Below are 14,529 nucleotides of genomic sequence, written 5' to 3' on the forward strand. Positions count from 1 at the left end.
GGTTAAACGGCGGGTCGTATTCGGTAGCCGCCGCTCTCAAGCTTCTCCAGCGGGCTGGCAGCAGCCAGCAGTTGCCGGGTATACGGGTGTTGCGGATGATCGAAAATCTGCTCGCGTGGCCCTATTTCCACCACATGGCCCTGATGCATCACCGCCACGCGATGGGCGATGCGCTCCACTGCCGCCAGGTCATGGGAAATGAACAGGCAGGCGAACCCGTACTGCGCCTGGAGACGCTCGAACAGCTCGAGAATCTGCTTCTGGATCGTCATGTCCAATGCAGAGATCGGCTCATCGGCAATGACCAATTGCGGATGACGTACCAGTGCACGGCCGATGGCCACACGCTGGCGTTGGCCACCGGACAGTTGGTGGGGAAAGCGCTCGATGAATGGTTCGCCCAGGCCGATGTCTTCAAGGGTCTGGCGCACCCGCTCACGGCGCTGCGCCGCGTTCAGGCCGGGCTCGTGGCGCAGGGGTTCGGCGAGAATCTCACCGATTTTCATCCGTGGATTGAGGGACGAATAAGGGTCCTGGAAGATCATCTGGCATTGCAGGCGATGCGTACGGTTGGCGGCCTTGAGGATATCCACGCCCTTGAATCGTATTGCACCGGCGCATGGTTTGATCAAGCCCACCAGCGAGCGGCCGAGGGTGGTCTTGCCCGACCCACTTCCGCCGACCAGGGCCAGGGTTTCGCCCGGCGCGATCATCAGGCTGGCGCTGTGCACCACGCGGTTGTGCTTGCGTCTACCCCAGAATGAGGCGAGTCCGGGGTGCTCGATACTCACCTGCTCGACCTCCACCAATGGCCCGTCATTGGCTGGCAGCGGCGCCAACACGCCACGGCGCGGCAAAGCCTCCAACAGTTGGCGGGTGTACTCGGCCTTGGGCGCCAGCAGCACCTCGTCGATGCTGCCTTGCTCCACCGCCTGTCCATGCCGCATGACCACCACCTTGTGGGCATAACGGGCCACCAGCGATAGGTCATGGCTGATGAACAGAATGGCCGTGCCCTGCTCCCGCGTCAGCTCGAGCATCAGTTCGATCACGTCCAGTTGTGCCAGGCAATCGAGCGCGGTGGTTGGCTCATCCGCGATCAACAAGGCCGGACGCAACAGCATCACCGAGGCGAGCATGATCCGTTGCCGCATCCCTCCCGAGAACTGGTGCGGATAGGACTCCAGGCAACCCGCGGCATCCTTGATGCCGATGCGCTGCAACATGGTGAGGCAGCGCTCACGGATCTGCGCAGCATCCAGGTCGGTGTGCAGCTGGAGGGCTTCGCTCATTTGCTGGCCGATCCTGAGCGCCGGGTTGAGCGAAACCATGGGTTCCTGGAACACCATGCCGATGCTCGCTCCCCGGATAGACCGCAGCTCCTGGGCGCTGATGCTGGCCAGGTCACGCCCCATGAAATCCAGGCGGCCGCCGCATACCTGCATCGGCAATGGCAATAAGCCGATGGCAGCCCGGGCAGCCATGGTTTTTCCGCTGCCGGACTCGCCCACCAGTGCAACGATCTCGCCAGGCGCGATATTGAAACTGAGATCGTCAACCGCCAGGTGACCATGGTCGCCAACGCGAATCTTGAGGCTTTCAACACTCAACAGAACAGGTTCAGCGGACATGCTCACTTCCTCATCCGGGGGTCGAGACGATCACGCAACGCATCGCCAAACAGGTTGATCGCCAACAGGGTCACGCAGATAAACAGCCCGGGGAACACGCCCAGCCAGGGCGCCGACGCAATGTAGGGCCGGCTGCTCGCCAGCATGTTTCCCCAGGTCGCCGCAGGCGGTGGTACACCCAGGCCGAGAAAGCTCAAGGCGCTCTCCGACAACAATGCCCAGCCGAACATGCTGGTGGCGAGCACGCACAACGGTGCCAGGCAGTTGGGCGCAATATGCCGCAGCATGGTGTACAGCTCTGAGTTACCGATCACCCGCGAGGCTTCGATGTACTCCAGCTCCCGCAGTGACAACACGGTCCCGCGCACCACGCGCACCACCGAAGGCGTGTAGGCGATGCCCAGGGCCAGAACGATGCCGTACTTGCTGGCACCGATGATCGCCATGATGCCCAAGGCCATGAGGATGCCGGGGAAGGCCAGCAAGGCGTCGTTGAACATCATCAGGAGGCGGTCGGTCCAGCCGCGCAGATAACCGGCCACCATACCGATCAGCGTGCCGGCCAGCACCGCGACGCTCACAGTCAGCAGGCTGATCCACAGACTGGTACGCGCACCGACCAACAAACGACTGAACACATCGCGCCCGAACTCGTCGGTCCCCAGCCAGTGAGCCGTCGACGGTGCCTGGAAGCGCGACAGCAGATCGATCTTCAACGGATCGAACGGCGACCACACCAAGCCCATCAGGGCCAGGACGATCAAGGCCAGCAACAATCCGCCGCCGATCAACGCATTGGCCGGGGCCCAGGCGCGTGCTCGCCTGGCCGGGGGTGGAGCGACCAGTGCCGCCGGGATATCGGAACTCATAATTTCACCCTTGGATCGAACAGCGGATAGAGCAGATCCACGCACAGATTGACCAGCACGTAGATAAAGGTGATCAGCAGCAGGCAGCCCTGGAGCACCGGGTAGTCACGGGCAAAAATCGCGTCCACCATCAACCGGCCGATGCCTGGCAGCGTGAACACGGTTTCCAGCACCGCGATACCGCCCAGCAGATTGCCCAGGATCAGGCCGACCAGGGTCCAGGTCGGGGCAAACGCATTCGGCAAGGCATGCCTGCACAACACCGCACGCTCCGACAAACCCTTGGCCCGTGCATGGGCGATATACTCCAGGCGCAACACCTCGATGGTACTGGCCCGGGCCATACGGGTGATCGCGCCGACTTCCACCAGGGTCAAGGTCACCACCGGCAGCACCATGTAGCTCATGGCCTGCCAGGGCGCCTGGGAAAAGCTAACGTAGCCCACCACCGGCAACCAGCCCAGTTGGATGCCAAAAGTGTTCAGCAACAGCAAACCGAGCCAGAAACTGGGAATCGACAATAACAAGGTCGCCACAGTGACCAGCCCCAGATCGATCGGGCTGTTCTGCTTCCACGCCGCGATCAGGCCAACCGGCACGGCAATCACCGTGGCCAGTAGCACCGCCACCAGTACGATGGTCGCGCTGACGGCGAAGCGGTCGAGTATCAATGGCAGCACCGCCTGCTTGGTACTGATGGAGGTGCCCAGGTCGAAACTCAGCACCGCCTTGAACCAGATCAGGAACTGCGGGACCAGCGAGTGATCCAGCCCCAGCGCACGGCGCATTTCGGCCAGGCTCTGGGGGTCGGCCATGTCACCAAGCATCAACAATGCCGGATCGCCCGGGATGAGGCGGATCAGCGCGAACACCATCACCGAAATCAGTAACAGCGTCGGTATCGCCATCCCGAGCTTTTGCAGGATAAGACGCAACATGTTCAGACTCCGCTTTACTGGGCTGCGAGGCTGACGCCCCACAACCGTGGCGATGAGACTGGCCAGGAGCGGAAGCCCTTGACGCTGTCACGCAGCGCGGCGGCGACCGTGCCGTTATAAATGATGACCATCGGCGTATCGTGGATCATCATCCGATGCAGTTGATCGAAGAGTTCCTGGCGCCTGGCCGGGTCGCTCTGACGCACCGCTTCCCGTAGCAGGCCTTGCGCCTGGGGATTGTCCCAGACCTTGCGGGGTTCCTTGGCCTTGTCACCCATCAGCGAATCGAAGCTCAGGGCCGGGTCCAGACGTGAGGAGTACGAGAACGCCATCATCTGGTAATTACCGCTCTGGTAACGCTCCAACTGGGTGCCCCACTCCAGGGTTTCCATCTGGATGTTCAAACCGCTGGCCTGGGCCATGGCCTGGCTCAGCAGCCCCATGTCGAACATTTGCGTATAGCGCTTGTTGACGATCATTTTGATCGGCTGGCCTTGATAACCGGCCTCTTTGAGCAATCGCTGGGCTTCTTGCGGATCGTAGCGATAGCCCTGCCTGGCCGTAGCACTGTAGAAGGGGCTGGTTTGGGGAATCGCCGAGTTGTTGGGCTCGGACGTGCCGTTGGTCAATGCCGTGACCATCTGCCCATAGTCAAGGGAATGGGCAATGGCCTGGCGGATACGCACGTCCTTTAGCAACGGGTCGTTGGTCTGGAACAACAAGCCACAGATCGCCATGATCGGACTGAAAGAGATCTGCACGCCCCGCGTCGCTTTCAACTCCTCGGCATCGCTGGCGCTGACATTGGGCAGCAGGTCGACGTTGCTGGACATCAGGGCCGCCTTGGCCGAAGACGGGTCGGGGATCACCATGAAGCTCACGTCGTCCACCAAGGCCTGCTTCTTGCCGGTGAAACCGTCCGGACCTGCTTCGTCACGCGGGCTGTAGTCCTTGAATCGCGACAACAGCACCGATTGTCCGGGTGTCCATTTGGCAAGACTGAACGGCCCCGTTCCAACAGGCGCCTTCCAACTGCCGTCCGCCGCCAGCGAGTCCGGGTGCAGAATGCCGCTGCCGCCGCAATCGGGACGGGCCATGGACGCAAGAAACAACCCGTTCGGCTGGTCCAGGCGGAACACCACGGTCAACGGGTCCGGCGTCTCGATGCCGATGATCTTTGCCCCGCCACGACCATCGAACTCTGCCAGACAACGCCATTGGGTTTTCGGATTCAGATAACGGTCCCACGTCCACTTTACGTCATTGGCGGTCAGTGTCGCGCCGTTCTGGAAACGCACGCCTTCGCGAAGCTTGAAGGTATAGGACATCCCGTCATCGGAGAGCTGCACCTGACGGGCCAGCAAGGGGCCGACCGAAGCGTCCTCGCGGTGGGCAACCAGCCCTTCGACGATGTGCAGCATGACCGTGTCGGTGTTTTCGTCACGGTTGACGCCCGGTTCGGTACTGCGAATGTCGGCGTTCAAGCCAACGCGCAAGGTGGTCTGCGCCTGCGCCAGGCCGGTACCGAGGGCGGCCAGGCTAAGGGTGTGCAGGGTCACGCACAGCGTTCTGGTAAGTAAGCGCTTCACGGGAGAGGTTCTCCTTCGCTGAAGGACCGGCTTGGGCAGGGAGCCGGTTTCAGGCCTTTGTCAGTCGTTGTTGTAGTGGCCTGATCGGAATCAGCGCCGCGTTTTTTTGTTTTTTTAAATTCGCAGCGACATAATCACAACATAAATCACGGCTGTAAATGTTTTTTTAACAATTAAAATACATACATGATTTGAGCTGTGGGAACCTGACCTGATCGCGAGCAAGCGTTGCGCTCGCAGGTTCGTGGCTCGACGACAGGTATCCGCCGTGTAAAAAACTCAGCTCACTTGAGCATCAGCATCCGATAGACCCCCGCCTCACTTTCAATCCCATGGGTATCGTGAGCGAAGCCAGGGAACGATCGGTCAAAGCTCTCGAGTGCCTTGAGATACGCCAGCAGCGGGCCGTCAGAGGCCCCTGCATTCTCCCCCGGCATCAGCAGCGGAATGCCCGGCGGATAAGGCACGATGCCCGTGGCGGCGATGCGGCCGGCGGCTTCGTCGAGCGTGACTTGTTCGACCTCGCCCTTGACCAGGTGCTCGTAGGTCTCCACCGGGCTGAGTTCGGCTTTGGGCAAGGTGCCGAAGGCCCGGGACATGGCGGCGGTGATCCGGGTCTTTTTCATCGCCGCGAAGATGTCTTGCGCCAGGTCCTTCAACCCCATGCCGGCGTAGCGCTGCTGGTTCGCGTTCAGCAAGTCGGGCAGGCACAGCTCAAGTTCCAGGTTAGTGTCGAAGTCGCGCTTGAAGTCCAGCAGTGCGTTAACCAACGTGCCCCATTTGCCCTTGGTGATACCGATGGAGAACAGAAACAGAATCGTGAAATCCGTGGTTTTCTCGACCACGATGCCTTGATGCCCCAGGTAGGCGCTCAATACACAGGCAGGGATGCCAAAGTCGAGCAGATTGCCGTCATCGCCCATGCCCGGACTCAGGATCGACACCTTGATCGGGTCGAGCATGCAATAGCTGTCCTCGATGTCACCGAAGCCATGCCAGACCTCATGTGGGTGCAGCACCCAGCAGTTCGGATCGGTCTTAAGCCGCAGAGGATCGACTTCATGGAAAGGAAGCTGCACCGCATCCACTTGAACCGAAGGCGGCTGCCAGCATGAGAAGAACCAATCGTCATGGGTCGACATCTCACACTGCATGCGCGAGATAACCTGGCGGAACGCAATAGCCTCCTCGATGGATTCATTGGTCAGAATCTGTCCGCTGGGGGCCTCCATCATTGCCGAGCTCACGTCGCACGAGGCCATGATCGCGTAATTGGGCGAGGTCGAGGCGTGCATCATGAAGGACTCATTGAACCGTCCATGAGGAATCGGGTTGCGGCCGTTACGCACGTGGATCATCGACGCCTGGGACAGTGCCGCCAGTAGCTTGTGTGTCGATTGCGTGGCGAACACGGTAGGCTTGGACGGGTCGTGATCGTCGGGGTTGCCGTGCATCGCGAAGCGGTCCTTGTACAACGGGTTGAAGCGCGCATAACCGTACCAGGCTTCATCGAAATGCAGGCGATCGACACTCTGCCCGAGCAACTCTTCGACGCGCCGAACATTGTAGGTCAGGCCATCGTAGGTGGAATTGGTAATGATCGCGTGTACCGGCGTCGGATCAATGTGGTCCAGGACCAATGGATTATTGGCGATGGCGGATTTCACGCCCTCGGCGCTCAAGGTCTGCGGCAGGATCGGGCCGATGATGCCGTAGCGGTTGCGCGTGGGCACCAGGTACGTGGGAATCGCACCGGACAGCGTCATCGCATGTTCGGCGGACTTATGACAGTTACGGTCGCACAGGGCGATCTGATCGCGTGTGACACTGGCCATGAGGATCACCCGATTGGACATCGACGAGCCGTTGGTCACGTAATAGGTGCGGTGGGCACCGAACACCTTTGCCGCGTAGCGCTCGCCCTGGCCGATGGGGCCGCTGTGGTCGAGCAGCGAGCCCAGTTCGCCGACCGAAATCGACAAGTCGGAGCGCAACAGGTTTTCGCCGAAGAACTCATAGAATGCGCGGCCTGCGGTGCTTTTCAGAAAAGCCGTGCCGCCGGCGTGGCCGGGAGTGTGCCAGGAGTATTCGTAGCCGCGGGCGAACTTCAGCAACGCGCCGAACATGGGCGGCAACACAGCCTGGCGATAACGCTCGATGGCGGCCATGATGCGGCCGCTGAGGAAGCGACTGGTGTCCTCCGGCAACCAGATGAAATCGTCGGCGTATTGCATCACGATCAGCGGCACGCTCGATGCGGTGCTGCGGTCACTGATCAGGAACACCGGCACGCGAGTGTTGCGCTCGCGCAAGGCCGCCAGCAGGTCGATGCACTCCTGATGGTCGTCGCTGCTGTCCATTTCCCAACTGAGCAATACACACTGGATAGCCGGATCGCTGCTGAGGATCGACTTCGCATCGCTCAGGCTTTCGGATGTCAGTACGCTGATGGAGCGCTCCTCAACGTCCGTGATCAGTTGGATCAACGCCCGGCCGAAGACGGTACGCTTGTCCGGCTGGTTGCAGACCAGCAACGCGAGCATGCCAAGCAGCTGTCTGTTTTCCGTCATGATTGAGGCTCCATTCTGGTCGTTTTCAGGCGTTTTGCCGGCAGGTCATTGACTGGGACAACCTCACCCACGATGTGTTGCGCCGCGACGGTCTGGGTCGGAGCGCTGTTATTCAGCGCTTCGAGACGAATCAACCGGGTGTTGACGAAACCAAAGAGCGTGTAGCCGACGATGGTCGCCACGCCGCCGAGCATCAGCGCCTGGGCCCCGGCGCTGTAGAGCGCCAGGTAGCTGTAGGCCGCCGCGATGCCGGCGACGATATTGGTGATCAGTGCCTTTCTGGCCGGGACGCCCGAGACGTTTTGCAGCGTCATCAAGGTGGCCATCGACAGGATGTACGGCACCAGGTTGGTGACCACCGCCAGATTGACCAGGGTGTCGAACTGCTTGGCCAGGTCAGGGCTGATGGTGAGCAACGCCATGGCGGTTTGCAGCGCGAGCAGGATCAGCATGCCGATGATCGGAACGTCATGCTGGTTGGCCTTGGCGAAAATCGGCAGGAAATACCCCGTATCGGCCGAACTCTTGAAGACCTGGGCCACGGTGAACTGCCAACCGAGCAAGGAGCCGATGCAGGCCAGCACCATCAGGCCCATGACGATATCGCCGATCATGGGCGTGAACATTCTGGCGAAAACCAGGCCGAATGGCGCGGTGGAACTGACGAGTTCGGCGTTGCCGACGATGCCGGAGATGACGTTGGTCGACGCGATATAAATCACCGCGGCGCCCAATGTTCCCCCCAGTACGGCGATCGGTACGTTCTTCTCGGGATTGTCCACCGCATCGCCGTTGGCGCAGGCAGACTCCAGCCCCAGGAATGCCCACAACGTGATCGCCACCGACGCGCCCGCGGCGTCGTACCAGGTCTTATCGTGAGGATTCCAACCAGCGGCGTACACGCTGCCATCGAACCAGAACCAGCCGATCGTCGACACCAGTACCACCGGCGCGATAACGCCCCACACGGTAACCGAGCCGATCCTGCCGGTGATGCTCGCGCCGCCGAAATTCGCGAATGTGGTGATCCAGAGCAGCGCGATGGTAGCGAGGCAGACTTGCAGCGCGTCGAGCCTTATATCGAAGAGGGTCTGTATGTAGCCGACCGCCGTGATGCTGATCGCCACGTTGGCGATCAGCAGGGACAGGCCATAGGTGTAGTTGGTGATGTAGTTACCGGACTTGCCGAAGGTGTATTCGGCATAGCCACCCATGCCTCCGGTCTTGCGACTGAGCATGCCGCATCGCGCAAAAGCATAGGCCAGCGCCAGCGAGCCCGTGGCCGTGATCAGCCAGGAAAGAATCGAAATACCGCCGACTTCGGCGAGTTTGGTGGGCAACAGCACAATACCCGAGCCCAGCATGTTGACGGCCGTCAACATCGTGAGCTGTCCTACAGTCATTTTTTTCGCCACGGGGGTCCCTTCTTCACGATCGTCCGTGTGGAAGCTTAGGCGCAGTGGAACAAAGCTGCAGAACAAACCCGATCAGGCCGTGCATGGTCTTCAAAGCCATGCACGGCGGAGTCCAACGCGATTACTTACGAGCCTCCAGAATCAAGTTGAAAGGCGTTTCTGCCGCACGACGCAGGTGTCTGAAACCCGCCGCCTCGAAAACTTCCCGCAACCTCGCCTCCCCAGCCTGCGCACCGAGCCCCAACCCAACCTCCTGGGACAACGAGTTCGGCGTGCAGATAAAGGTGGACGCGGCGTAGAACAGTCGTCCGACAGGGTTGATGTTTTCGTCGAGCGTGTCGTTGGCATAGGGTTCGACCAGCAGCACTGTTCCGTCTGCCTTCAGCGACCGATACGCATGTTGCGCCGCACCGACCGGGTCGCCCATGTCGTGCAGGCAATCGAAATAGCAGATCAGGTCGTAATCCTCTCCGGGAAAATCCTTGGCGGTGTTTTGGGCAAAACTGACGCGCTCATCGACGCCGCCCTCCTTGGCCCGCTGCATGGCGGTCACGATGGAAGGACCGTGATAATCGAAACCCACGAAGCGCGACGCCGGGAAGGCCTGCGCCATGACGATGGTCGAAGCCCCGTGCCCACAGCCAACGTCCGCGACCCGTGCACCGGCCGTGAGCTTTTCCACGACCCCTTCCAATGCCGGCAACCACTGCGACACCAGATAGGTTTTGTAACCGGGCCGGAAAAAACGCTCGGTACCGCTGAACATACAGGGGTGATGATCGCCCCAGGCCAGCCCGCCATCGCCACGCATGGCCGCCACCAGTTTGTCCTTGTCGTGGAACATGGAGGCAACCACCATAACGCCGCCCGCCGCGTACACCGGCGAGTCCTCGATGGCCAATGCCATCGCCTGCTCCTCGGGCAGCACGAACTGTCCTTCTCGATGCGCCATATAGCCGGACGCCACGTGAGCGCTCAGCCACTCCCGAACCAACCGCGGGTTGCAACCGGTCCTGGAGGCAAGCGCCTCGGGAGTCACCGGTTGGCTATCGGCCATGGCCTTGTACAGCCCGAGTTCATCACCCAGTATCACATTGGCGAGCATGGCCGAGGCGCCCATGTCGGACACCAGCTTACCCATGAACTCGTTCAGTTTTGCCTCGTCCATTACGTACCCTCCTGCAAGAAGGCCACCGTCGACACGGGCGTAAAGAACCTGAAAACTGTTTGCGGTGGTCGGATGGATAACGGCGCGGGCAGGCGTCACGTTCATCGGGTCCGACAGCACCCGATAAACCAAACACGCGCCTGACTACCCGCGGTGCTGGTGGCACCGCGGGAATATCCAGTCTATGCCTTGGCCGGAACCTGCGTGGGATGAGGCGACATCCGGTGGGCCCGGCGTTGTCCATGGTTGCCGTTTTACTTCTCGCGACGATTCCTATGGCTCTGTCCGGTTTGTACGTTTGTAAGCGCTGGAAAATTTGTCCAGCATTCAAGCCTAGCTCCCTTCTGGAATGCGATACGCGACGGCTACACATAACGTCGGTCCCACTTGCGGCACCGATAAACCCATGCAAACATCATCGACTCGGCATCAAGGATCAAACCCCGCCATATCGTTTACAGCTCGACATCAAGGACGACACATGATCAGACCGTCATTTTCCAGTGCATGGGCCGCTTCTCAACGCATCTACGACACCGTCAATCCCTCCCAGAAAGTTGCCACGGTCATTGGCGGCAACGTCGCAGCGAATATCAACAGCCGTGACCCTGCCCTCAGGTGGGTCAACACTTGCGCAGTGCGCATGAGTTACATCCTTAATTATTCCGGTTCATTGATACCGCACATACGCGGCGAAACCGTGTCTGGCGCTGACAAGCGTTGGTACTTCTTTCGCGTCAAGAACCTGATCAACTACCTCGAACAGCAATGGGGAAGCGCCGAGACGGTCAAGTATCCGGCCTCGAACGGTGGCCCCCTGGCAGGCAAGAAAGGACTGATCCTGTTTGAGGTCTCTGGCTGGTACGACGCCCAGGGCCATGCCACTTTGTTTGATGGCAAAATGTGCTACGACCATTGCTATTTCAATGAGCCAGGCGTGAACTACCAAACCGACCGGGCAAATTTCTGGAGTTTGCCTTGATGAAATATCTCACCACCGCCCTGATCCTGGCTTGGGCATCCCTACCCTCCAGCAGTTGGTCCAAGGACGACCCGAGCCACTCGCCACAGGCCGCCGGGCGCAGCTACGCACAGAACTACAAAGACATGGCACTGGCAGACTGCATCGCGACCGCCTACAAGAGTGAACCCAAAGCGGCCGCGGACGCCGGCAGCAGCGCCAGCGCGCTGATGGACTGGACCTATTTCGACCTCGAACAGGCGCCGCAAGCCAGTCGCCCTCTGGTTGAGCGGTTCCTGGCGCGCGATTACAGCAGCCCTTTGGTTGAGTCGGAGCGTAAAGGAGTTCGCTTTGACCTGCTCAAATGCCTGGATCTGTATCACAGCAAGGAATTGGACGAGCAGGCCAGACAATGGGTGATCAAACCCGACCATACCTATCGCCAGGACAACCCGCCGCGAGTCAGCAAGGACTGACTTTCACATGGAGGAGGGGACAGACGCAAAAAATACCACGCAGAGAGGCTACCAACTGTCCCCTGCCATCAATCGTTCATGGCTGGCTCGAATGTTTTTAAGTGCCTGGGCATGCAGCTGCGAAACCCGGGATTTCGAGACGCCCATAAGCTCACTTATCTCTGTAAAGCTCAAATGCTGGTGATAATGGCCCTGGATCACTTGTCGCTCATTCGCCGAGAGTAGTTTTACGCACTCATTCAGCGTGTCGCTTTCACGCTCGACTTCGTAAAGGGTCAGCGGGTTACTGTCTTTGGGCTCCTGGTCGACAATACCAGACTCCAGAAACAAGCCGAACGCCAGGCCAATCGCAACATTCGCGACCTGCTCAAGATCAATTTCCGCCCACTTATCCTCAAGATCGGTAATGCTCTCCAGTCGCTCCTGGTAATAACGACGCTGATCGCTCACATAACAGGATAGTCCTTTGAGGACGTTACCTTTTACATAGGGTTCGGCATAGGATTGAAAACGAGTGCCCAATTCGGGGTTGAACCTATCAATGGCTTGCAACAGGCCAATCGAAGCCAGGTTCACGTAATCGCCCCACTCCGCCAACGGATGCGGATAGCGAGCGTATAACAGCCCCACGATCATTCGCAGCCACTGCCCATAAAAAAAGAACAACGCACTCCTGGCAGCCTCCGTTTTGCTGCTCAGCCAGTTGCGCCACAACGCGTGCTCATCATCGCTCTCGTTGAATGGGGCATTCGCCGTCATGTAAGGCTCACCCTGACCTAACCCAGATTACGCATCAGCGTCTGGGCGATCAGCCCCCATCCATCGATCAACAAGAACAACATGATCTTGAGCGGGAGGGAAATGGTAATGGGCGGTACCATGATCATCCCTAGGGACATCAGAATGGACGCCACCACCAGATCGATGATCAAGAATGGAAGAAAGATCATGAAGCCAATCTGGAAGGCCAGTTTCAACTCACTCAACATGAAAGCCGGCACCAGTTTTACCGGTGATAATCCTTCCGGCCCTTGCGGTAATGGATCCTTGGCCAAGTCATAGAGCAGTCGCAGATCCTCTTCATGGGTCTGCCTGATCATGAAATCACGAATCGGCCCCCATCCCTGCGCAGCGGCCCCCTCAAGTCCCACCTTGTTTGCCAGAAACGGCCTGATACCGGCGTCATAGGCCTTTTCCAGTGTGGGGGCCATGGCAAATAGAGTCAGGAACATCGACAGTACGATCAACACAATATTCGGTGGCGTCTGTTGCAAGCCCAGGGCTTGCCTGGTCAACGACAACACTACAATGTTGCGAGTGAACGTAGTCAGGGCAATGACCAGGAACGGCAGGAAAGACAGCGTCGTCAGTAAGGCAACGATACTGATCGGCGACTGGATCTGGTTGACGTGCAAGCTTCCCCATTCCGAGAAGTCATCTGCGGCCGTCGCGAACGGTGCAAAGCCACTCAAAACTGGAAACCACAAACGGTAAGTCATCGAAGACTTCAAGAGTGAGCATCCAATGCTGAAGATGAGGAGTGTCCGGACAGGACGGTCACTGTGGCTCCATTAGAAGATTCCGTGACCAGCACCTGCGATGTTTCTGTCTTGACGAGATAAACCTTGGTCTTGGTCGACAGGCGCAACGCACGTAGGCATTGCAACCCGACCGGTGCGCTTGACGAGGTGCCTGCTATTTCCCCGTGACGTCGTGCGTACCAGCGCAGTCCGACATAGACAATCGCCAATAATAAAACCGTGATCAGCATAATTTTGATCACAAGGATGAACGACAGCGGATCGTCCTGCCTCAGCGGTAATGCCAGGGGCTGGGTTACGGTTTCAGGCGTCACAGTATTTCCGTCAGTTGTATGCCGAAGTTATCGTCGACTGCCACCAGATTGCCTCGGGCAACCGGCTTGCCATCCAGGCACAACGACGCCGGCTCGTGGACTTGCTCCAGTAACTTGACCACGTCGCCAGACTTGAGCGCGAACAGCTCATCCACACTCATGGATGCGTTGCCGATCTGGACCACCAGTTCCACGACCACGTGCTTGATCAAATTCATGTCCCGCTTTATCAGTGGTGACAATCCGCTACTGGCCACGGCTGTGGCCTCTTCCAGTTCAATTGCATCTACTGTTGCAGTCACGCTTGAGCTCCTGATGTTGTATTGGGAATTAACTGAACCGCCAAATGGTCGTCTTGTCTGGCCAGGTATCCGTCCGCTACGACGGTGCCCTCGGCCAGTTGCAGAGAAACCGGATCGAATAACAGCGCACTGGAGCGCAAAGTGTCTCCTGGGTGTAGATCCTGCATTTCGCCAATTGAAAGGCTGGCCATCGGCAAACACACAGACAACTTCACGCGAGCGTTGCCTAACGCCTGCTTGCGCTCGACCAAAGAATTTCGCGCCACGAAGGGCTTGAGCCCGGCATTAAGCAGCGCCGCATCCAGTAGCACGTGTAGCGTCAGTTGCCCTACGCACAGTTGAAGCAGTACCTGGGCGCTGAGTACATTCGAGTAAGGTTTTTGAGGGGCCGCAGCCAAAAGGGAAACATGACTGTGCCCAAGCGCCTCGAGTAAATCGTTGATCAATGCGAGCTGAGCTTCCTGCAAGAGGTGCCTGGAAACTTCGTCATCCGGCACGTCATGGGAGAAAGAACCAAATATCAGCGACTGCCAATCACCCGTCAGGCTGACCGAACCATGGACTGAATCAGCACTCAACCAGCCCCGTGTGGAGGCGAGTTCACTGTTATCGTTCAACGCCGAACAGCTTGCGTTACACGTTTGGTGGCCGTCACTGAAACACCATCGCTCATACCAACGCAGCGCCACCGGCGGCAAACGGTCACACGCTGTGCGCAGACGAATCGCGCCGACAAATCCCAACATTCTCATTGA

14 protein-coding genes are annotated in these 14,529 nt (G+C 59.1%); 2 read left to right on the plus strand and 12 right to left on the minus strand.

The window, feature by feature from the left end; translation table 11 throughout:
- Nucleotides 1–2: 2 nt before the first annotated feature.
- The 7 genes from LCU97_RS05930 to LCU97_RS05960 all read right to left on the minus strand — a co-directional run bounded on the left by LCU97_RS05930 (nt 3) and on the right by LCU97_RS05960 (nt 10,180).
- Entirely contained in the window at nt 3–1,631 is a 1,629-nt protein-coding gene (locus tag LCU97_RS05930) for an ABC transporter ATP-binding protein (RefSeq protein WP_232775839.1), read from the minus strand.
- A 2-nt stretch (nt 1,632–1,633) separates the two neighbouring features.
- Complete coding sequence (locus tag LCU97_RS05935; RefSeq protein WP_053156654.1) at nt 1,634–2,500, minus strand: ABC transporter permease; 867 nt, start codon at nt 2,498–2,500, stop codon at nt 1,634–1,636.
- Nucleotides 2,497–3,438: an ABC transporter permease gene (locus LCU97_RS05940; protein WP_053156656.1), complete on the minus strand. Its 942-nt coding sequence runs from the start codon at nt 3,436–3,438 to the stop codon at nt 2,497–2,499. The genes LCU97_RS05935 and LCU97_RS05940 overlap by 4 nt, the downstream gene beginning before the upstream one ends.
- Nucleotides 3,439–3,452: 14 nt before the next feature.
- On the minus strand, nt 3,453–4,991 hold the full coding sequence (locus LCU97_RS05945; RefSeq protein ID WP_371259628.1) for an ABC transporter substrate-binding protein: 1,539 nt from the start codon (nt 4,989–4,991) through the stop codon (nt 3,453–3,455).
- Nucleotides 4,992–5,311: 320 nt separating this feature from the next.
- The gene (locus tag LCU97_RS05950) at nt 5,312–7,597 is read right to left on the minus strand and encodes an Orn/Lys/Arg family decarboxylase (RefSeq protein ID WP_232775840.1); all 2,286 of its coding nucleotides are present in this window, start codon (nt 7,595–7,597) and stop codon (nt 5,312–5,314) included.
- Entirely contained in the window at nt 7,594–9,000 is a 1,407-nt protein-coding gene (potE, locus tag LCU97_RS05955; protein ID WP_053156661.1) for a putrescine-ornithine antiporter, read from the minus strand. The genes LCU97_RS05950 and potE overlap by 4 nt, the downstream gene beginning before the upstream one ends.
- Nucleotides 9,001–9,133: 133 nt before the next feature.
- Nucleotides 9,134–10,180: a class I SAM-dependent methyltransferase gene (locus tag LCU97_RS05960; protein WP_053156664.1), complete on the minus strand. Its 1,047-nt coding sequence runs from the start codon at nt 10,178–10,180 to the stop codon at nt 9,134–9,136.
- Between the two features lie 481 nt (nt 10,181–10,661).
- Between LCU97_RS05960 and LCU97_RS05965 the strand changes: the two genes are divergently transcribed.
- Both LCU97_RS05965 and LCU97_RS05970 read left to right on the plus strand, forming a co-directional pair.
- Nucleotides 10,662–11,162 carry a type VI secretion system amidase effector protein Tae4 gene (locus tag LCU97_RS05965; RefSeq protein ID WP_053156667.1) on the plus strand — a complete coding sequence of 167 codons (501 nt, stop codon included), beginning with the start codon at nt 10,662–10,664 and terminating at the stop codon, nt 11,160–11,162.
- Entirely contained in the window at nt 11,162–11,617 is a 456-nt protein-coding gene (locus LCU97_RS05970; protein ID WP_232775842.1) for a type VI secretion system amidase immunity protein Tai4, read from the plus strand. Before LCU97_RS05965 ends, LCU97_RS05970 begins: the two co-directional genes overlap by 1 nt.
- Nucleotides 11,618–11,665: 48 nt before the next feature.
- Here the strand turns inward: LCU97_RS05970 and LCU97_RS05975 are convergent, their stop codons facing one another.
- The 5 genes from LCU97_RS05975 to LCU97_RS05995 are packed head-to-tail and all read right to left on the minus strand — an operon-like array spanning nt 11,666 to nt 14,526.
- The gene (locus LCU97_RS05975) at nt 11,666–12,376 is read right to left on the minus strand and encodes a sigma-70 family RNA polymerase sigma factor (protein ID WP_232775843.1); all 711 of its coding nucleotides are present in this window, start codon (nt 12,374–12,376) and stop codon (nt 11,666–11,668) included.
- Between the two features lie 17 nt (nt 12,377–12,393).
- On the minus strand, nt 12,394–13,116 hold the full coding sequence (gene fliP, locus LCU97_RS05980) for a flagellar type III secretion system pore protein FliP (protein ID WP_232775844.1): 723 nt from the start codon (nt 13,114–13,116) through the stop codon (nt 12,394–12,396).
- An 8-nt stretch (nt 13,117–13,124) separates the two neighbouring features.
- The gene (locus LCU97_RS05985) at nt 13,125–13,472 is read right to left on the minus strand and encodes a hypothetical protein (protein WP_232775845.1); all 348 of its coding nucleotides are present in this window, start codon (nt 13,470–13,472) and stop codon (nt 13,125–13,127) included.
- Complete coding sequence (locus LCU97_RS05990) at nt 13,469–13,774, minus strand: FliM/FliN family flagellar motor switch protein (protein ID WP_232775846.1); 306 nt, start codon at nt 13,772–13,774, stop codon at nt 13,469–13,471. The genes LCU97_RS05985 and LCU97_RS05990 overlap by 4 nt, the downstream gene beginning before the upstream one ends.
- Nucleotides 13,771–14,526, minus strand: coding sequence for a FliM/FliN family flagellar motor switch protein (locus tag LCU97_RS05995; protein WP_232775847.1), 756 nt, complete (start codon nt 14,524–14,526; stop codon nt 13,771–13,773). The genes LCU97_RS05990 and LCU97_RS05995 overlap by 4 nt, the downstream gene beginning before the upstream one ends.
- Nucleotides 14,527–14,529 lie beyond the last annotated feature (3 nt).

This window comes from Pseudomonas uvaldensis (genome assembly GCF_021271205.1).
In the GTDB taxonomy this organism is placed as follows: Bacteria; Pseudomonadota; Gammaproteobacteria; order Pseudomonadales; family Pseudomonadaceae; genus Aquipseudomonas; species Aquipseudomonas uvaldensis.

What these genes read in the sequence shown, in the direction of transcription:
- LCU97_RS05975 (WP_232775843.1), bottom strand. Translation starts at nt 12,376, where the DNA reads ATGACGGCGAATGCCCCATTCAACGAGAGCGATGATGAGCACGCGTTG.
- LCU97_RS05935 (WP_053156654.1), bottom strand. Translation starts at nt 2,500, where the DNA reads ATGAGTTCCGATATCCCGGCGGCACTGGTCGCTCCACCCCCGGCCAGG.
- LCU97_RS05965 (WP_053156667.1), top strand. Translation starts at nt 10,662, where the DNA reads ATGATCAGACCGTCATTTTCCAGTGCATGGGCCGCTTCTCAACGCATC.
- potE (WP_053156661.1), bottom strand. Translation starts at nt 9,000, where the DNA reads ATGACTGTAGGACAGCTCACGATGTTGACGGCCGTCAACATGCTGGGC.
- LCU97_RS05950 (WP_232775840.1), bottom strand. Translation starts at nt 7,597, where the DNA reads ATGACGGAAAACAGACAGCTGCTTGGCATGCTCGCGTTGCTGGTCTGC.
- LCU97_RS05930 (WP_232775839.1), bottom strand. Translation starts at nt 1,631, where the DNA reads ATGTCCGCTGAACCTGTTCTGTTGAGTGTTGAAAGCCTCAAGATTCGC.
- LCU97_RS05995 (WP_232775847.1), bottom strand. Translation starts at nt 14,526, where the DNA reads ATGAGAATGTTGGGATTTGTCGGCGCGATTCGTCTGCGCACAGCGTGT.
- fliP (WP_232775844.1), bottom strand. Translation starts at nt 13,116, where the DNA reads ATGACTTACCGTTTGTGGTTTCCAGTTTTGAGTGGCTTTGCACCGTTC.
- LCU97_RS05970 (WP_232775842.1), top strand. Translation starts at nt 11,162, where the DNA reads ATGAAATATCTCACCACCGCCCTGATCCTGGCTTGGGCATCCCTACCC.
- LCU97_RS05940 (WP_053156656.1), bottom strand. Translation starts at nt 3,438, where the DNA reads ATGTTGCGTCTTATCCTGCAAAAGCTCGGGATGGCGATACCGACGCTG.
- LCU97_RS05960 (WP_053156664.1), bottom strand. Translation starts at nt 10,180, where the DNA reads ATGGACGAGGCAAAACTGAACGAGTTCATGGGTAAGCTGGTGTCCGAC.